Raw genomic sequence first — 17,911 nt, 5'->3', positions numbered from 1 at the left:
TACTAATTAGTTAGAATATGTATGGTGCAGGCTGCGTTATCCAGACCGTACACTCCACCGCCTGTTACGTGTGTTAATGCTGCTTTGCAGCCCGGTACCTGACGGTCTCCGGCTTCGCCGCGCAGCTGCCAGGTGGCCTCTACGATTTGAGCGGTTCCCGAGCATCCTGTCGGATGGCCGCAGGACAGCAAACCGCCCCTCGGGCTGAAGACTACCTTCCCGCCGTAATCGGACTGACCGCTCTTCAGGAAGGGTATAGCCTCCCCATGCCCGCAGAATCCCATGGCTTCCAGGTATAAGACTTCACCGATGACGAACGCGTCGTGGCATTCAACCATGCTAATGTCGTCGGGTCCAAGGCCTGCCTCTTCATAGGACTCCTTAGCGCCGCGGATGGTGATTTCCATTTCCGTAAAATCTCTGAATGAATTCTTGAAAATACCGGAAGTAATGTGGCTGGCCGCAATCTTGACCATCTTTTTGCCCAGTTTCTCAGCTACTTCCTTGGTCGCCACGACAACGGCGGCGCCGCCGTCGGCATTGGGGCAGCTCATTAAAAGGGTAAGCGGGTCGGAGACCATTCTGGCGTTGACGACCTCTTCTACAGTGATCGGGGTTCTGAAGGAAGAATAGGGGTTATTCATCGCGTGCCTGCGGTTCTTTACTGCAACAAGCGCCATATCCTCAAGCGTGGCGCCGAACTCATGCATGTAACGGCGGGTTCTCATTGCGTAAATGCCAGGCATGGTTGCTCCCTGCAAACCTTCCGGGTCTCTTGAATCAGGAGCGAAAGCAGTTCCGCCGGCCCTGACGGAAGAAAGATGCTCAACACCAACGGCCAGGGCTATATCGCATGTGCCATCGGCAACGTGCTCGGCCGCCTTGTTGACAGCCATGGCGCCGCTTGAGCAGGCGCTTTCAACGTTGATCATGGGAACGCCGCCGAGTCCGAGGGAGCAGGCAATCCGCTGTCCGATGCAGATGGCGCCTGACAGCCCGCCCATGTTCCCTACGACTACCGATCCTATCTCTTTAAAGTTGATTCCGGCGTCTTTTACCGCCGCAAATATAGCCTGTCTGCCTAATTCATCCAGAGGCATCGGAGCTTTTCTGAATAATTGGGTCATGCCCGCTCCAATTATATAAACATCTCTTGCTCTTGACATCTTTTGACCTCCCTTTAATTATTAGCTATGTTTGTTATTGACTTTTTGATATTGCATTAAAATTCTCTTAAATTTAAAATCCTCTTAAATCGGCTTAAACCTGTAGCTGATGGTCTCGTTTCCATCTTTATCCTTGCGGATAACTCCCGCTGTCACTTCAACATCCATATCGACATGGAGCGCTTTTTGAATCGTTTCAAGGTCGCCTGTAACATCAATCTGGGCGCAGACGCTCACACCCTCCGGGAAATTAACAAATCCATAAGCTAACGGGGCTTGAAGACCCGGCTGTGGGATAGCAACTATTGTATAGGTATAAAGTTTTCCTGTCTTGCTGAGCGGCATCGGCTCCAGCTTGTCTGACCAACAATTCGGGCAAAACGGCAACTTGGGGAACCATGCCGAACCACACGAGCATTTATAGGCAACTAAGTACGGCTTTTCCCCTCCCTCAGGGATTTTAAGGATATCCGGATGAAATACAACCTGTTCTGCCAAGAACTACTCCTCCCTTTTTTTTGTTTTTTTAGATAATTATTTAGTTAAACATAAGTTTAACAACTCAGTCATAGCTTGTCAAGCGCAGTTAACAGTCAACTAGAAATCACCGCTTGAAAATGATGGAGGCTGAAATACGGAGCTGTTCCCGGCACAACTCGCGCACACGTTTGAAGTAAGCCGCGTACTCCTCGCTGCAGTAGTCGGGATACGTCCAGGGCAAAGGTTTGAAACTGCCCTGCGAATGCGAATAAATCAAGGTGAGGTCGCCATAGATACCCCTGCCCAGGTAGACCCTGTGGGCGTGATCCTTGGTCGTGGCCAGGATCAGCCTTGCCGGGGTAATGTAACCAGGATCAATATTCACCCTGCGCCGGCCGTCAACTGCCAGCTTATCTTCGATATGGTTGGCAAGCAGTTTCATTTCGGGAAGACGGCCGGGATCGGCAAGTCCGGCAAAGCTTATAAACAAACGTTTGAGGTCACTGCCCAACTCTTGTTCGTAATACCTGGTGAAATTAAACTCCACCAGTTCACTTTGCTGGTCAACCGGCCCCCACTCTCTTTCCAGTTCAAATTTAACGGTTTCAAACAATGATACATCCCGGGAAAGTAGCCCTGCCAGGATTTTTACAGGCTGCACTTCCCTTACTTGACCCATCTAAGCGCCTCCTCGCCTAAAAATACCTTTTTTAATTTTTCCAAAAATTAATACCACTGTTTAATTAGGACGGACTTACATTATCAAGGAACCTGTTGCGGCGGCCCTTGGCGCGGGCTTAAATATTTCAGCGCCGTCCGGGACCATGGTTGTAGATATCGGCGGGGGCACAACTGACATCGCCGTTCTTTCCCTGAACGGAATCGTTTGCAGTAAAAGCCTGCGCGTAGGCGGCGATAAATTTGATGAGGCAATCGCCAGGTATATCCGTAAGCGCCTAAACCTGAATGTCGGAGAACGCACCAGCGAAAAAATCAAGATGGAAATAGGTATCGCCGATGAGGAATTAATCTCCAACAGGTATATGGAAGTACACGGAAGAAGTTTAATCAACGGCCTCCCAAGAGCGATGCTGGTATACGATTATCATACCCATGAAGCCATTCAGGAACCGCTGGAGGCAATAATAGAGGCTGTTAAAGAAGTTCTGGAGAACACACCGCCGGAACTGGCGGCGGATGTTGTTGAAAAAGGGATTACCTTAACAGGCGGCGGTTCCTTACTCAAAGGAATAGACACCCTCTTGAGCAGGCATACCGGAATCAAGGTTCTCATTGCCGGAGACCCGCTTTCATGTGTAGCTCTGGGCGCCGGTAAAGCATTGAGGATGCTGGACGTTTTATCAGCCAGCGGCAAAAAAAAAAGCGCCCTGTTCCCTTTATCCAAAAGTTAGTCCATAAACCTGTTTAACTCGTCCAGCAAGCTTTCCATCTCTTCATGGGAAAGCTCCATTTTACTTTCCAGTTTGGTCATCTGCTGATCAAAAAAAGAATTGTTTTTCCTTATTCTTTCTATTTTTCTGTCCTGAATCTCAATCTCGCGGTCAAGTACGCCAAGGTCCATGCCCAGTCCGAATCTCAAATTAAAGAATTCCAAAACGGCTTTGCTCGCCCTTGGATCAACCCTGTCAGCCAGATAAAAAGGCACATTTACCAGAAAACCAGCCGCCGGAAGATCCCTTTTTTCGGCTACCCACAAAAGAAACCCGTTCATCGAAGGCGTCCCGCGATAATCAAGATCCATTTTCAGATCATAGGCGGCGAGATCAGCCTTTAAACGCGGCGAATTGAATATAGCAACGACTTCTCGCGGACTTGTCGTATGGGGCATCATGGAAAGCATCCCGCCCACAGTGTAAACTCCCTGCACATTAAAACTTTTAGCAACATCAAGAGTAAGGTTTAAAAGCTGATAACCCTTTGCAGACGGAGAATTGCTCTTAAAAAAGATCAGGTCTTTTTCTTCGGAAGAAAAAAATCTGCTTTCCGGAAACATGCAAATGTTATCTTTTATATCAACCCCGCCTAAAGTGAAGAATCCGGTCGGTTCAATATCCGCAAATTCCCTGGCCGACAGGCGTTTACTGATAAAATCAACAACCTGCCAACCTGTTTCGCCGGCATCAGGGCTCCAGCCGGAAACTAAAACAGGCGCTTTGTGTTTGGGGAATGCTTTCACTTTAACCATGTTTTCCCCCCTCCCTGAAAAAATCTTCCACTTCCTTGATGATTTTTTCCGTTTCGTCCTCGGTTATCGGGCCGGGATCAGCCCGCTTGATGTAATTTACATATTTTAATTTATCCAGCTCACTCCGGATGGGCAGAGACAGTTCATTATAAAGATGATCTATCTCTTTTTCCACATTTTTTGAATATAGATCAATATTTGTCCGGTCAAATTCAACCTTCAAACTAAAGGATAAAACATCAAGAATTGATTTTGAGGCTTTCGGATATAAAATTATGTGCCCGGGGAAATGAGCTATATAAATAGGGATTTCACCAAGCAGGCAGATGCCGTCCAGGTTTCTTCTCTTCGCCACGCCGATTAATACGCCATTAAGCCCGGTAATATTCCCCCTTCCTTCCCGCCCTCCGATATCACTCATCGCGATTGTGTTCGGATAACTCCTGGCTTGTTCAATGAGTTCCTCTTTATTAGGAATGGCCCAAACCCTGGGCGTCGAGGTATGATGGACCGGCGCAACCGCCGCTCCCGCAGTATAAAGCATTTTACAACCGAATTCCTCTGCCGCGTCAATTACCAGGTTGGCTATCTCGTATATCTCATCTTCACCGGAAGGTTGGGATTCGCCCAGGAAAAAAATCAGTTCCCGTCCTGCTTTTTTATGGTAAAACTTGTTTGCTGGAAAATCCATTCCCTGGACAATACCGTCTCTAACCAGAATTTCTTTCGGATAGAAATGGCGCCAGGATTCAATTTCACCGATTTCTTCGGCTTCCAGCTTATTTTTTAAGTAATTCACCGCAATCAAACCGATGTTGCCAATCCCAGGCCAGGCGGCAATCATATAGGGATCGTTGACCTTGGGTCTTTTTGAAAACTTCAGTTTATCTGTAATCTTAATCCCTTCTTTCCCTGTTTAACTTTTTTTCGAAGTTAAGTTGCGGCCAACTATGATCCTTTTTATATCGCTTGTACCGTCAGCGGATATTAAAAGCTGGGCATCCCTGTAATATCTCTCTATGGGGTAGTCTTTTATACATCCGTAGGCCCCGTAAATGTCCATAGTCCTGCGTGTACAGCGCAGGGAAGCTTCAGTGGTAAAAAATTTGGTTGCCGCGGCCTGGGTATCCGACATTTTACTGCCCTGCTCGATAAGCCAGGCGGTATAATACGCCATCAGCCTGCTTGCTTCCAGTTCAGCGTATATTTCAGCGATCTTAAACTGGATTGGAGCAAGATTGCTGATCGCCTTCCCATAAAGTGTTCTTTCCTGCGCAAATTTTATGGCAGCCTCCAGGGAAGCCTGCATCAAGCCCAGTGCGGAACCTGCCATACCGGTCCTGCCGTAATTGCTTATTCCTCTTAGGGCTACAGCCAATCCCCTGCCTTTTTCGCCAAACAGATTTTGTTTCGGCGCCTGGCAGTTATCTAAAATTATTTCACCATTGTAACAACCAAATAATCCGATTTTTTTCTCAACCCGACCCGGACGGAAACCTTTCTCTCCCTTCTCAACCAGAAAAGCTCCGAACTTTTTTGTTTCCTCATGCTTTGCTACAATGATTACGACATCCGCAATATGAGAGTTGGTAATAAATACTTTACGCCCATCTATACTATAGTATTCACCCTTATCGGAAACCTTTGTGGACATGCCTTCCAGGTCCGATCCCCCGCTTGATTCCGTAAATGCCGGAGTTATTAAGATTTTACCCTGGGCAAGAGCCGGGAAATACCTATTCTTTTGTTCGCTGGTTCCCATCTCCATCATCATACCGACGCCAATCTGCAGCACCTGCAGGGACATTGCTATTGCCGCGGAAATCCGGGCAATCTCTTCCAGCATAATCACCCGGGCGACGTGACCCATTCCCGTACCCCCGTATTCAAGGGGTACAGTAACTCCAAAGAATCCCTGCTCTCCCATTTTCCTGACCAGTTCCGGGGGCGTCTGATCGTTTAGCTCCATTTCGTCAATCAGCGGAGCAATCTCTTCTTCCGCAAATTGCCGGACGGTTTTTTTGAGCATCTCCTGCTGCGTATTAAGACTAAAATCCAACTTTATGTCTTCCCCTCTTTCGTAGATCAACCAACTATCCTACTCTGAAAATTAGTTTACATTAGGGAGGTCAACTGTCTACGTGCTTAATAATCGCCTCTTATGCTTGTACGAACTCGTTCACCCTCGGGCTAAGGTTTTAACCCGGCGCTATGCGTCTCAAACAGTAACCTCGCTTATCCCCGGGTTCTCTCGTTCTTTGAATTAAGGCTCAAAATCGCACTTAAGACTTTGGCCTCCCTTGCTGATGAACTTTCTGCATGAATGTCTAATATTAGAAACGTTGTTTCTTTTTCAATGTGTTAATAAGTACAGGTACTACCTCACGGTAGTCTCCAACAATTCCATAGTCCGAACGGCTGAATACAGGCGCTCTGGAATCGCTGTTTACGGCAACGATTACTTTGGCATCCTGCACGCCTACCATGTGCAAAACATCTCCTGAAATACCGACGGCGATATAGAGATCGGGACGGATAGTGGAGCCGCTGTGCCCGATCATCTGGCTTTCCTCAATCCAGCCGTTGTCCAGCGCCGGACGGCTTCCGCCCAACGCTGCCTGCAAGACTCCTGTCAATTCGCGCAGCAGTTCCCATCCTTCACGGGAGTCAACACCAGCCCCGCCGGCGACGACAACGCGTGCGGAAGTCAAAAGCGAAGGCTGAATACTTTCCTCAACAAACTCGACCAGGTCAAACTTCGCCGGCGGCAATTCGGGCAAGATACTGACCACCCTGCCGTCGTGCTCCGGAAACCAGGCCTGCTGAAAAACCCCGGGGCGCACAGTAGCAATTTGCGGCCTCTGCTCGGGAGTAACGATTACAGCCATCATACGGCCGCCAAACGCAGGGACCGTCTGAAGCAGGGCGCCGTTTTCGGTAAGTTCAAGATCTACACAATCAGCCGTACACCCCGTTCCCGCCAGAGCCGCCACCGCAGGAGCAAGATCCCGGCCTATAGGAGTCGCTCCGAAAATTACCACCCCGGGTTTTCCTTTCCTGATCAGGTCTAAAATAACAGGCGCGTAAAAGTCGCTCCTGTATCGCCCTAAAAGAGGATGTTCCAGAAGGAATACGGTGTCTGCGCCGGCGCTGATCAATACAGAAGAAGCAGTGCTTACATTGTCCCCGATTAACAGAGCGGCGACACGAAGGCTGAACTTATCGGCAAGCATACGGGCTTTAGCAATCAGTTCCAGGCTGACCTGTTTGGGGGCGCCTTTATATTGCTCAATAAAAACCCAGAGACTTTCTTTTCCTTCAATATCACCAATCATTTAAACACACCTGCCACTCCCGGTTGTTTAAACAGTTCTTCAACCCTGTCTTCTATGGAACCCTCCAATATCCTGGCCAGCCGTTTGGCAGGGGGGAAAAATAATTCCTGCACTTTAGTCGGCGAACCTTCCAGCCCGCTTTCCGATTTCGAAAGGCTTAGTTCTGCCGATGATAAAATAATAATCTCCTTGCTGCATGAAGCCATAATATTGAATAAAGTGGGGATGCGCGGCTTGTTAATCTGTTGGGTAACCGAGATTACTACAGGGGATTTAAGACTGGTTACGTAATGACCATGACTTGCAGCCGTCTTGACTTGAAAATAATTTTGCTCCACGGCACTGATCGAAAAAGCTTCTGTGAGGTGAGCGGCTCCAAGATGGGCCGCCAGTTGGGGACCGACCTGGGCAGTTCCGCTGTCTATACTTGCGGAACCGCAAACAACCAGATCAAAGTCAGGCATTTCTTTTCTAATCCCCGCAGCCAGCACCTTTGAAGTGGCCAGTGTATCTGCGCCGGCAAAATTCCGGCCGCTCAATAAAAAAGCCCTGTCTGCTCCCATGGCCAGGGCCTCCCTCAGGTGTTCAAGGCAGGACGTGGGTCCCATCGAAAAAACTGCTACAGTACCTCCCTGGTCCTGTCTTATTTTCAAGGCTTCTTCCAGAGCATTTCTGTCCACAGGGTTGATAATCAGTTCAATACCCTCGCGTTGAAGGCTTCCGTCTTCACGGAAAGTTATTTGTGACCACTGTTCCGGAACCGGAACCATCTTGACACAGACCGCAACCTGCACCTAATCTCCCCACCCTCTAAGCATTTTTAAGTTTTTATAATTTATTTCTTCATCGCCAGGTTCCGCCCGGCAATTACCCTCATGATATCATTTGTGCCGTCGGCGGGGACAAGCAACTGGGCATCCCGGCAGTATCTCTCCAACGGATAATCTTTCATGCAGCCGTATGCCCCGTAAATATCCATCGCCTTGCGCGTGCACTGAAGGGCAGCCTCTGTAGAAAAAAACTTTGCGCTGGACACCTGGGTATCAGATTTTTTCTTATGATCAATCAGCCAGGCTGCATTATAAGCCAGGAAACGGCTGGCTTCAAGGTCGGCGTATATTTCGGCAATCTTAAACTGGATCGGGGCGAGGTTGCTGATCGGTTTGCCGTAAAGGACCCTTTCCTGGGCGAACTTAACGGAAGCTTCCAGCGAAGCCTGCATTAAGCCAAGGGCGATACCCACCATGCCCATTCTTCCATAATTATTGATTCCCTCCAATGCAATTGCCAGCCCCCGGCCTTTTTCACCAAAAAGGTTTTCTTTGGGAATCCGGCAGTTTTCCATAATCAGTTCCCCTGTAATGCAGCCGTGAAAACCGATCTTTCTTTCCACCCTGCCGCGGCGGAAACCTTCTGTCCCGTTTTTAATAAGAAAGGCGCTGAAGTCCCTTTTAGCTCCTCCTTCATTTTTCGCTACGATTACCGCCAACTCGGAAATATGGGAGTTCGTAATAAAGACCTTACGCCCGGTGAGGCTGTAATAGTCGCCTTCGTCTACAGCACGTGTGGAAAGCCCTTCCAGATCCGACCCCCCGCTGGACTCCGTGATCGCCGGCGCAATCAGTATTTTGCCCTGGGCCAGTAAAGGTGAATATTCGGCCTTCTGTGCCAGGCTTCCCAAATCAATGACCATACCGGCGCCCATCTGCATAACCTGCAGCGCCATAGCTATTCCCGCCGAGATCCGTCCGACCTCTTCAACCATGATCATCCGGGCTAAATGGCCCATGCCCGTACCGCCATACTCCACAGGGATGGTCACACCCATAAAGCCCTGCTCCCCCATTTTTCTGACCAGATCAGTCGGGGTATTGTCGGTTATTTCCATTTCATTAACTAACGGAGCAATTTCATCTTCAGCAAATTGTCTGACAGCCTTACGTAAAAGATCCTGCTGGACGGTAGGTTGAAAATCCATAAAGAACCCCCTCCTATGAAAGACACTGTTCTTTAAAAAAGGTAATCATTAATTTATTATTCGATTATTTTTTATTTTTTTCCTGCTCAAAGGAACCATTATGAGGAGAATTGTCTTACGATAAGACAGGCATTTTGACCGCCGAAGCCAAACGAGTTGGACATGGCGGTCCTTACCGGGGCCTTTTTAGCCCGGTTCGGGACATAATCTAGATCGCATTCGGGATCCGGTTCTTCGTAGTTTATCGTAGGAGGGACAATTCCTTCCCGGATTGCCTTGACGCAGGCAATAAGTTCGGTAATTCCGCCCGCGCCCACTAAATGCCCTGTGGCGCCCTTGCAGGAACTCACAGGAATCATACCCGCATGGGAACCAAAAACAGATTTGATGGACATTGTCTCAACCCGGTCTCCAAGAGGAGTCGAGGTTCCGTGAGCATTAATATAATCTATTTCTTCGGGCGCTACTTGAGCCTTCTCCAATGCCATCCGCATGCAGCGGATTTCCCCGAATCCGTCCGGGGCAGGAGCAGTGGTGTGGTAACCCTCACCCAGGTTTGCGTAACCTAAAACCTCTGCCTGTATGAAAGCGCCCCTTTGCAGAGCATGGTCCAGCGTTTCCATAACAACTGCTCCCGCTCCTTCACCTAAAACCAGTCCATCACGTTTAAAGTCAAAAGGCCGGCAGGCTTTTTCAGGTTCATCGTTGTGTACTGACACCGCTCTCGCAGCATATAGGCCGCCCATTACCACCGCGCAGAACAGGGATTCCGCGCCCACCGCAATAATTACATCAGCCTCGCCCTGTCCAAGGAGCATGGAAGCTAGGCCCGCCGCATCCCCTCCGGAGGCGCAGGCTGTGCTTACAGTAAGAGCCGGCCCTTTAAAACCATAAGTAATGGCGGCGTGAGTAGCGGCGATATTGCCAAGCATTCTGGGTATGAAATGCGGGCTCATCCGGACCGATCCCGTCCTGCTGATCTTATCCTGCGCTTCAGTTATGGCCGGAATACCGCCGAAAGCCGTACCCAGAATTATTCCTACACGGAAAGAATCCTCTTTCTCCATGTTAAGGCCGCTGTGCTCAAGAGCCATTTTGACAGAAGCGAGGCCAAAGCGCATAAAAGTCTCCGTTTCCCGCACCAGCTTTTTGGGCATAAAGTTCTCGGGTATAAAGTCCTTCACTTCGGCGCCTATCCGGCAGGGTAATCCGGATGTGTCAAACCGTGTAATCATCCCAACTCCGCATTTTCCGTTTTTAAGGTTTTCCCAGTATTCTTCCAAACCAATACCAATTGGTGTAACCGCCCCCATACCTGTAATTACCACTCTCTGTTTCAAAGACAATTCACCCCTTTGGCTTTGTTTTTATAGTTTTTTTATAGTTTATTCCGGATCGGCCTGATCTCTTTCCTTTAAAAGTTTCCCGGCATACTCGACAAGCTTGTATTTTTTTATCTTGCCGGCGGCCGTAAAAGGAAGTTCGCTGGCCTCAATAAAAAACACATAACGCGGTATTTTGAATTTTGCCATGTTCTTCTTACAGTAGCTGATAATTTCCCTCCTGGTGGCCTTTTCGCCAGGTTTGAGTTCTATAAAAGCGGCGCCCACGTCACCCGCCACGGGATATGGAATTCCAACAAGGTAAACCTGGTTGACCTTCGGGTAGGTGCTGAGCACTTCCTCAATTTCCTTTGGAACAACATTCTCACCGTGGGTCTTGTAAATTTCCTTACTCCGGCCGGTAAACTGAAAAAAACCGTCTTCGTGCCAGATGACCAGGTCGCCCGTCCTCAGCCAGCCGTCTTTATCTATTGTTTCCGCATTTATCCCGGGCCGTTTGTAGTAACCCCTGATGACCACGTTCCCCCGGCAGACAAGCTCGCCCTCCACACCTCGTGGAAGCTCCTTCAAACTTACCGGGTCAACTACCTTGAGCTGATGATTTTGCCAGCCAAACTCCGGCAGCCCGCTGCAGTTGGGCGCCATCATCCGGCCTATGCGTGTGGCAACCGATTTTTCCGACTCACCCGGGTAACTCACGGTAATCATACCACCGCCCTCGGTTAACCCGTAGCCAGTAGCCAGGTTATCCAGCTGCAGGACTTCCTTCGCTCTCCGCCACAGGGGCAGGGGCGCCGGGGTAGCGCCGCAGAGAACAGAGGTTAACTGTTCAAGATTAAATCTGTCCACTTCCGGATAATTAACTAGGGGAAGCAGCATTGACGGAACGCAGATTATTTCATTGGCGCCGTACTTCTCCATTAGTTCAAACGCCTGGCTGATCACGAACTGCGGGTGGGAAATCACAGCTCCGCCCACAAAACTGGCTGCTAAAATCACATAATTCCAGGCAAAAATATGGTAAAAGGGCAGCGCGGAATAAAAACGCGTTCCGTTCTTGGTTGCCCTGGTTACACAGGTGGCGTACACGCCGCGCAAACACATGTCGTGGCTGAGCATAGCCCCCTTGGGCAGCGCCGTCGTTCCGGACGTGTACATGATATCAAAGATATCGTCGGGATAGCAGTTAGCTTCCTGAGCCCTGCTCAATTCCTCATCCTGCACGAGGGCGGCAAGGTCGTATAAACTGTTGAAGCTAAGAAACCCCGGGTAGCTTTCTCCTATAGGCGAAAAACAGATTAAATTCCTAATCTTCGGAAAACGGGAAAAGAGAGGAGTACTTACTGTTTCATCTGATTCAAGAGCTTCGGGGAACAGACCTCTCATAATTTTGATATAATCCTGCCTGCCCAGACGGTCGTTAAACATAATTGCGACAGCATCGGAGTCTTCAAGGAAAAAAGAAATCTCCCTTTCCGTCAGCAGCATGTTTAAAGGCACTGCAACCGCTCCAATCCTGGACAGGGCAAGTTTGAAAATAATAAATTCCGGATAATTCCCAACCAGCATGGCCACATGATCCCTGGGCCTTAGGCCAAGAAAGAGCAGCCCTTTGGCCACCAGTTGGGAACTTTTCTGTATTTCGGCGTAAGTGTATTCCCGATCCGGAGTGCAGATAAAAATTCTGTCTGCAAACAATTCTGCTGCATGGTCAAAATGCCCGGCTATCGTCCTGCGCGTCCATTCCGGGTACTCATCAGTCAAGTAACGAATTCGCTGATCGAGATCCGCCATTGCTTTAACCGGCCCCTTTCATTGATTTATGAACGGCGCCTTTACCCCAGGGCTAATCTTTCAGCGCCGCAAGGCTGAGCTTTTCCCAGAGCGTGGGATATCTTTTCTTAAGATCAAAGGGTTTGATCTTGGCATCGACATAAGCATGAGCGGTCATACCCTCAGCGGCCAGAATTCCGTCCTCCTTTCTGAACACTCGGTACCTAAACTCCATCCTGGCGCGGGTTAAGCTGGATAGCCAGGTTTCCAAAATTATTTCCTGCTCTGGCTTAAGAGACTGCTTGTACAGGCAGAAAGCCTCCACAGTAACCAGTGAAATTCCCTGCTCGTGAAAACAGGCCAGGTAGGGCAGTCCTATTTTTTTAAACAGTTCGATCCGGCCGTAGGAAAACCAGTCGAAGTACTTTGCATAGTAAGTAATCCCTGCTGCGTCACAATCCCCCCAGCCAACTTCCATTTCTTTCTGACAGAATACTTTTTTAGCGTCCAAATTCATCATCCAATCCTCCGGCAGTGCAAATATCAAAGTAAGCTTTTTCAGGGCTCTTCCTTTTTTATATATTATAGGTTAGCATATTGGCAAAAAAAAGTAAAATACGAAGAAACCCGAAATATTAACCGGCAGGAAATTTTACCAAATAAATAGAATTATTTAATAGAAGATTAGAAGGGAGGATGAAAGAGGGGTTTTATTGTTATAGTAATATTATTCAAGATTACCAAATTTTAATTCTAAAAGGAGATGTTAATACATGGCTAAAGTTCAGTGGTTAGGACATGCCTGCTTTAAAATTACATCCGGCAGCGGCAAGATAATCATTATTGATCCCTGGCTGGAAGGAAACCCTGCGGCTGCCTGCGGCGTGAACGACATAACCGCGGCGAACCTGGTGCTGGTCACCCACGATCATTTCGACCACATAACCAACGCCGTCCAGATCGTCCAGAAGACCGGCGCTACGCTGATTGCGGCAGTTGAGACGGCAGGCAAGCTGAAGGCCGCCGGAGTGCCTGAGCAGCAGGTAATCTTCTATGGAATGGGTATGAACATTGGCGCCACGGCGGAGGTTGACGGTATTTCAGTAACCATGACTCAAGCTTTCCACTCGTCCGAGTCAGCCAGCCCGGTGGGGTACATAATCAGGCTGGAAAACGGCTGCACGATTTACCATGCGGGTGACACAGGCGTCTTCGCCTCCATGGTCACTCTCGGTGACCTTTACCCGATGGACCTGGCCCTGCTGCCCATCGGCGGAGTCTTTACGATGGACCCGAAGCAGGCAACTATGGCTGTTAAGCTTTTAGGCGCTAAAAAGGTTATTCCCATGCACTATAAAACTTTCCCCATTCTGGTTCAGGACGCCGGTATTTTTGCCGATATGGTCAAAAAAGAAGTTCCGGAAGCCGAAGTGGTCATACTCTCGCCTGGGCAGGAATACACCACATAGAAAATTTTATTTAAAACCTCTTTTTCTCCTTAGAAAGCCTTTCTCCGGAAGAAACCTGGAAGGAAGGCTTTTACTTCTTTAACTTCTCTTAAACTACATATTCCGGCATAAAATACAAATACTAGCTGAACAGGCATTTCTTTATCAGAAAGGAATATACCTTGTTCAGAATCCGCTGGAAAAGCCGGTCCTCCAAAAAAGGTAACCCAAAAAATACAGCGCAGCAAAGCACCGGCGGTCTGAGTAATCTCGGGCGGAACAGCGCGCAAAACCTGGCGCACCAAGAGCCGCTGCCGGAGATCAGTTCCTCCGTCATGCAGCCGGACTGGCTGAACCTGTCCCTGACAGGTTCTCTGCAAAAAGATATCCCTTCGCTCAAGGCGGTTTTTAAGAACTGCGACGACGTCATTTTTCACGAATTTAACCTGGGGCAAAACAGGGAAATCCGCCTTGCCCTCATTTGCGTGGACGCGCTCTCCAGCAGCGAACGCCTGAGCCGGGAGATCCTGATCCCGCTGAAAACAAAATTCGGGGAACCGGCAGCCGGCGACAAGATTACTATCGAACAAGCTTTTGAATATATTAAGAACAGCGGCGCCGCTGTTACTGAAACTGAAGAAACGGCCCAGGTGGAAACTATTGTTGATCATCTTCTTTCCGGAGAAGCCGTCCTGCTTGTGGAAGGCTCTTCAAAAGCCCTGATCTTGGATACCAGGGGTTATAAAACCAGGGATATCACCGATTCACCCTGGGACCGCTCTGTACGCGGCTCACGTGAGTCTTTCGTAGAGGACCTTTTTACCAACACCTCGCTCCTGCGGCGGAGAATCAAAAACCCTGCCTTAAAAGTCGAAACATCCAAAATAGGGAGAGTAAACAGAACCGATCTGGCCGTAGCCTACATTGAGGGCATAGTCGATCCGGACATTGTTGATGAGGTTAAAAAAAGGTTGTCCAGGATTGACATCGACGGGGCGCTGGAAGGAGGACAGATCGAGGAATTTATCGAAGACAGCCCCTACAGCCCCTTTCCGACTGTCTTTCACAGCGACCGGGTGGACAAGGTCGCCGCCAAGCTGATGGAAGGACGCGTGGCCATTATCCTTGACGGCACTCCCTCGATAATGACCGTCCCGGCTCTTTTTATTGAATACTTCCAGAACACCGAAGACTACTACCAGCGCTACATATTTTCCAGTGTGGTGAGAATCCTGCGCCTTTTCAACTTTTTCCTGAGCATCTCAGGTTCCGCTTTGTATATCGCGCTTTCAACATACCATCCCGAATTGATACCCACTTCGCTTCTGCTAAGCTTTACAGCCCAGAGGGAGGCGGTGCCCTTTCCCCTGTTTGTGGAAGTCTTTTTAATGGAAGTGACTTTTGAAATCCTGCGCGAGGCCGGCCTGCGCATGCCCCAGCCCCTGGGCCAGACGGTAAGCATAGTAGGCGCCGTCGTGCTCGGCGAGGCTAGCGTGCGTGCGGGAATAGTGTCTGCGGCAACGGTGATCATCATCGCGATCGCCGCGATTGCTTCCTTCTCTTTCCTGTACTCGTCGACGATTATCTTTCGGCTGATCCGCTTTCCTATGTTCATCAGCGCTTCGATACTGGGTCTGCCCGGTCTCGTGATCATGATTTTACTGATGATCTTCCACCTGACCAGCCTGCGCTCATTCGGAGTGCCTTACCTGTACCCGGTTGCGCCCCTGAGCGTTAACGCGCAGCAGGATACAATTATCCGCGTCCCCTGGTGGGCTATGCGGAAAAGGCCCTACCTTTTAACCGGCAATCTGCAGCGGGAGGCCCCCGGCCAGAAACCGCAGCCCCCGTCCAGCCCGCCCAGCCGGGAGGAATCTTAGAAGATGAAAACAGAAGTAATTGACCAAAGGCAGGCACTGGCGCTTCTGATAATCAACTTCATCTCCGAAGGCCTCCTTTTCGCCCCTTCCGCAACATTCCTGCTTGCCCGGCAGGACGCCTGGATGTCAAATATAATTGCGCTTGCCGGGGGGCTTTTAAGCGCCTGGCTCTGGGTAACCTTAAGCAGCCGCTTTCCCGGGAAAACGCTCTTCCAGGTGTTTCTGATCATCTTCGGCCGTTATTTCGGATTGATTGTGGCGGCTTATTATATCTGGGGATGGTTTAACTTTGCCTGCGACGCCCTGCGCGAGATTTCCGGTTTGATAACCGCCGGTTTCATGCCCAGAACTCCCATTGTTGCCTTTATTATAGTTTTTGCCCTCCTGAGTACTTACATCGCGCATAACAGGATAGAGAACATAGGCCGGGTTTCCCTAATGATAATCCCCTTTATTATTGGTATAGTTGTTATCCTGTTTATACTGTCTGCCAGCGAAATGAACCTGGTCAATTTAACCCCTGTTTTTGAAAACGGGATAGTCCCTGTTGTTAAAGGGTCCCTGGCGCCCATGTTCTGGTTTGTCCAAGTAATAGAAATTTCCGTCCTGCTCCCTTTCCTGGACAAGTCCAGGGGAGTCCTTTGGACATGCTCAAAAAGCCTTCTGATCAGCTTTTTTGTATTTGAACTGATTGCCTTCGGAATAATGGCCATCCTCGGTCCCAGCCTGTCGGCCCATACTCTGGCGCCCGTCCTGTACGGAGCGAGGATGATCCACCTGGCCGGTTTTCTGGAAAGGACGGAACTTTTAATCATGGTCGTCTGGATTGCCGGTTCAATTATAAAGATTGCCCTTTACCAGTGGACAGTCTCCCTGGGCGCTGCACAGCTGATCGGGATGAAAGACTACCAGAGCCTTGTCATACCGTTCGGCATATTGTTGATCTGCTTTTCTCTTTTGCTGCACCCCAGTATGGTGCACCTTTATAATTTTGCGGGTTACGTCTGGAGCGGGCCGTACGGGTTGGGATACCTTTTCTTAGGCCCTTTTATCTTTCTTCTCTGGGCTATGGTTACCGGGAAAGGGAGCAAGTCATGAAGAAGTTAATTATCTGTCTTCTGCTGTTTGCCCTGCTTTTTACCGGCGGGTGTTGGGATTTAAAAGAACTCAATTCCATAGCCACCGTCCTTGGCTGCGGCATCGACAAGGCGCCTGACGGTGATGTAATTTTGACCCTGGAGATGGCCATCCCCTCCGGCATCTGCCCGTTAAGCGGCGGGGCAGTGGGTTCCTCCGCCGGTACGGGTACTTACTACGTAGTCAGCGAGAAAGGAAGAACTATTCCCGAAGCCCAGAGCAAAATTAGCGAGCGGGTTTCCCGGACAATCTTCTGGGGGCACAACCTTGTAATCATTTTCGGAAAAACTGCAGCCGAGCAGGGTTTACGCGAAGTGCTAAATTTTCTTTACCGTAATTTTCAGCCCAGAGAGGCTTCTTGGGCATTGATCTCTAAAGGGGACGCGCGGGAAATCTTTGAAAAAGGCAGACCGGTACTGGAAAGGACCAATTCGCAAACCATAGACAAGCTGATGACTATCAACGGGATAGGCGTGGAAATTGTCCCCTTTCTCCGGGATATGTACAGGAGCGGCAGCAATCCGGCAACGCCGTCAATCACTCTGGTGAAAAAGGATCTGGTTGCGGGAGCGCAAAGCAGGGCGCTGCAGGAACCCGTCCCCGGCATAGAAGGCCTGGCTGTTTTTAAAAACGACAGGCTGAAGGGTTTTTTAAGCCCGGAAGAAACCAAAGGATTTGACTTTCTTCGCAACTTTCATACAAAGCCGAAAAGTTTAGTTTTTATTACACCCGGACTTGAAGAAAAAAAAGAAGTTTCCTTCCAGACGCTCAGGTGGACAACCCGGGCCGATCCCGTTCAGGAAGGAAACAACCTTAAAATCTTTATAGAAATCAATTTACTTGGCAATATCCTTGCCCAGAAGGGCCATGAAGATATCTACGATATGAAAGTCCTGAAAATAATCGAGGAAAAGGCTTCCGGGGAAGTTGAAAGACTTGTCCGGGCCGCTGTCGTAAAAGCGCAGGGAGAATACGAAACCGATATTTTCGGCTTCGGCGAAACCTACCGCAAAAAATACAGAAAAATGTGGCCAGAAGTAGGCCCCCGCTGGGACGAGGAGTTTGCCGGAGCCGAAATCCGCCTCAGCGTCAAGGTTACGGTGAGGAATACCGGGCTTGAAACATCAAGGCCGGTATTCGAAAAAGGAAAAGCAGGTGGTTAGCT

The 17,911-nt window shown here is 49.3% G+C and carries 17 protein-coding genes; 5 read left to right on the top strand and 12 right to left on the bottom strand.

Going from position 1 to position 17,911, the window contains the following annotated elements; genetic code table 11:
- Positions 1-2 precede the first annotated feature (2 nt).
- From DEH07_06315 to DEH07_06305, 3 genes are all read right to left on the bottom strand, one after another.
- Positions 3-1,166 carry a propanoyl-CoA acyltransferase gene (locus tag DEH07_06315; protein HBY04149.1) on the bottom strand — a complete coding sequence of 388 codons (1,164 nt, stop codon included), beginning with the start codon at positions 1,164-1,166 and terminating at the stop codon, positions 3-5.
- An 84-nt stretch (positions 1,167-1,250) separates the two neighbouring features.
- Positions 1,251-1,664, bottom strand: coding sequence for a hypothetical protein (locus DEH07_06310; protein HBY04148.1), 414 nt, complete (start codon positions 1,662-1,664; stop codon positions 1,251-1,253).
- A 106-nt stretch (positions 1,665-1,770) separates the two neighbouring features.
- A complete protein-coding gene (locus DEH07_06305) occupies positions 1,771-2,325 on the bottom strand; it encodes a DUF4416 domain-containing protein (protein HBY04147.1) in 555 nt (184 codons plus the stop codon).
- Between the two features lie 79 nt (positions 2,326-2,404).
- Between DEH07_06305 and DEH07_06300 the strand changes: the two genes are divergently transcribed.
- The gene (locus DEH07_06300) at positions 2,405-3,058 is read left to right on the top strand and encodes a hypothetical protein (GenBank protein ID HBY04146.1); all 654 of its coding nucleotides are present in this window, start codon (positions 2,405-2,407) and stop codon (positions 3,056-3,058) included.
- On the opposite strand, the gene DEH07_06295 is transcribed toward DEH07_06300, so the two are convergent.
- From DEH07_06295 to DEH07_06255, 9 genes are all read right to left on the bottom strand, one after another.
- Positions 3,055-3,852 carry a hypothetical protein gene (locus DEH07_06295; protein HBY04145.1) on the bottom strand — a complete coding sequence of 266 codons (798 nt, stop codon included), beginning with the start codon at positions 3,850-3,852 and terminating at the stop codon, positions 3,055-3,057. The genes DEH07_06300 and DEH07_06295 overlap by 4 nt on opposite strands.
- The gene (locus tag DEH07_06290) at positions 3,845-4,696 is read right to left on the bottom strand and encodes a hypothetical protein (GenBank protein HBY04144.1); all 852 of its coding nucleotides are present in this window, start codon (positions 4,694-4,696) and stop codon (positions 3,845-3,847) included. The genes DEH07_06295 and DEH07_06290 overlap by 8 nt, the downstream gene beginning before the upstream one ends.
- Before the next feature lie 72 nt (positions 4,697-4,768).
- Positions 4,769-5,911 carry a hypothetical protein gene (locus DEH07_06285; protein HBY04143.1) on the bottom strand — a complete coding sequence of 381 codons (1,143 nt, stop codon included), beginning with the start codon at positions 5,909-5,911 and terminating at the stop codon, positions 4,769-4,771.
- A gap of 274 nt (positions 5,912-6,185) precedes the next feature.
- The gene (locus tag DEH07_06280) at positions 6,186-7,187 is read right to left on the bottom strand and encodes an electron transfer flavoprotein subunit alpha (protein ID HBY04142.1); all 1,002 of its coding nucleotides are present in this window, start codon (positions 7,185-7,187) and stop codon (positions 6,186-6,188) included.
- Complete coding sequence (locus DEH07_06275) at positions 7,184-7,981, bottom strand: electron transfer flavoprotein subunit beta (GenBank protein ID HBY04141.1); 798 nt, start codon at positions 7,979-7,981, stop codon at positions 7,184-7,186. Before DEH07_06275 ends, DEH07_06280 begins: the two co-directional genes overlap by 4 nt.
- Positions 7,982-8,022: 41 nt before the next feature.
- Positions 8,023-9,165 (bottom strand): acyl-CoA dehydrogenase, encoded by a 1,143-nt coding sequence (locus DEH07_06270; GenBank protein HBY04140.1) that lies wholly within the window; start codon positions 9,163-9,165, stop codon positions 8,023-8,025.
- A 98-nt stretch (positions 9,166-9,263) separates the two neighbouring features.
- Complete coding sequence (gene fabF, locus DEH07_06265; GenBank protein HBY04139.1) at positions 9,264-10,505, bottom strand: beta-ketoacyl-[acyl-carrier-protein] synthase II; 1,242 nt, start codon at positions 10,503-10,505, stop codon at positions 9,264-9,266.
- A 45-nt stretch (positions 10,506-10,550) separates the two neighbouring features.
- A complete protein-coding gene (locus tag DEH07_06260; GenBank protein ID HBY04138.1) occupies positions 10,551-12,302 on the bottom strand; it encodes an AMP-dependent synthetase in 1,752 nt (583 codons plus the stop codon).
- Positions 12,303-12,354: 52 nt separating this feature from the next.
- The gene (locus tag DEH07_06255) at positions 12,355-12,801 is read right to left on the bottom strand and encodes a 4-hydroxybenzoyl-CoA thioesterase (GenBank protein HBY04137.1); all 447 of its coding nucleotides are present in this window, start codon (positions 12,799-12,801) and stop codon (positions 12,355-12,357) included.
- A gap of 253 nt (positions 12,802-13,054) precedes the next feature.
- Here DEH07_06255 and DEH07_06250 point away from each other — a divergent pair, with 253 nt between their 5' ends.
- The 4 genes from DEH07_06250 to DEH07_06235 all read left to right on the top strand — a co-directional run bounded on the left by DEH07_06250 (position 13,055) and on the right by DEH07_06235 (position 17,909).
- Positions 13,055-13,750, top strand: coding sequence for a metal-dependent hydrolase (locus DEH07_06250; GenBank protein HBY04136.1), 696 nt, complete (start codon positions 13,055-13,057; stop codon positions 13,748-13,750).
- A gap of 161 nt (positions 13,751-13,911) precedes the next feature.
- On the top strand, positions 13,912-15,609 hold the full coding sequence (locus DEH07_06245; GenBank protein ID HBY04135.1) for a spore germination protein: 1,698 nt from the start codon (positions 13,912-13,914) through the stop codon (positions 15,607-15,609).
- Positions 15,610-15,612: 3 nt separating this feature from the next.
- Positions 15,613-16,707, top strand: coding sequence for a hypothetical protein (locus DEH07_06240; protein HBY04134.1), 1,095 nt, complete (start codon positions 15,613-15,615; stop codon positions 16,705-16,707).
- Complete coding sequence (locus DEH07_06235; GenBank protein HBY04133.1) at positions 16,704-17,909, top strand: hypothetical protein; 1,206 nt, start codon at positions 16,704-16,706, stop codon at positions 17,907-17,909. Before DEH07_06240 ends, DEH07_06235 begins: the two co-directional genes overlap by 4 nt.
- Positions 17,910-17,911: the final 2 nt, after the last annotated feature.

This window comes from Desulfotomaculum sp. (genome assembly GCA_003513005.1).
Lineage (GTDB): Bacteria > Bacillota > Desulfotomaculia > Desulfotomaculales > Nap2-2B > 46-80.
Note: the sequence above shows the minus strand (reverse complement) of the source record. Positions and strands in the feature narration are given on the sequence as shown.

Excerpts from the sequence above, each read along its gene's own strand:
- DEH07_06250 (HBY04136.1), top strand. The coding sequence starts at position 13,055 with ATGGCTAAAGTTCAGTGGTTAGGACATGCCTGCTTTAAAATTACATCC.
- DEH07_06270 (HBY04140.1), bottom strand. The coding sequence starts at position 9,165 with ATGGATTTTCAACCTACCGTCCAGCAGGATCTTTTACGTAAGGCTGTC.
- DEH07_06260 (HBY04138.1), bottom strand. The coding sequence starts at position 12,302 with ATGGCGGATCTCGATCAGCGAATTCGTTACTTGACTGATGAGTACCCG.
- DEH07_06240 (HBY04134.1), top strand. The coding sequence starts at position 15,613 with ATGAAAACAGAAGTAATTGACCAAAGGCAGGCACTGGCGCTTCTGATA.
- DEH07_06255 (HBY04137.1), bottom strand. The coding sequence starts at position 12,801 with ATGATGAATTTGGACGCTAAAAAAGTATTCTGTCAGAAAGAAATGGAA.
- DEH07_06280 (HBY04142.1), bottom strand. The coding sequence starts at position 7,187 with ATGATTGGTGATATTGAAGGAAAAGAAAGTCTCTGGGTTTTTATTGAG.
- DEH07_06235 (HBY04133.1), top strand. The coding sequence starts at position 16,704 with ATGAAGAAGTTAATTATCTGTCTTCTGCTGTTTGCCCTGCTTTTTACC.
- DEH07_06305 (HBY04147.1), bottom strand. The coding sequence starts at position 2,325 with ATGGGTCAAGTAAGGGAAGTGCAGCCTGTAAAAATCCTGGCAGGGCTA.
- DEH07_06295 (HBY04145.1), bottom strand. The coding sequence starts at position 3,852 with ATGGTTAAAGTGAAAGCATTCCCCAAACACAAAGCGCCTGTTTTAGTT.
- DEH07_06315 (HBY04149.1), bottom strand. The coding sequence starts at position 1,166 with ATGTCAAGAGCAAGAGATGTTTATATAATTGGAGCGGGCATGACCCAA.
- DEH07_06290 (HBY04144.1), bottom strand. The coding sequence starts at position 4,696 with ATGATTGCCGCCTGGCCTGGGATTGGCAACATCGGTTTGATTGCGGTG.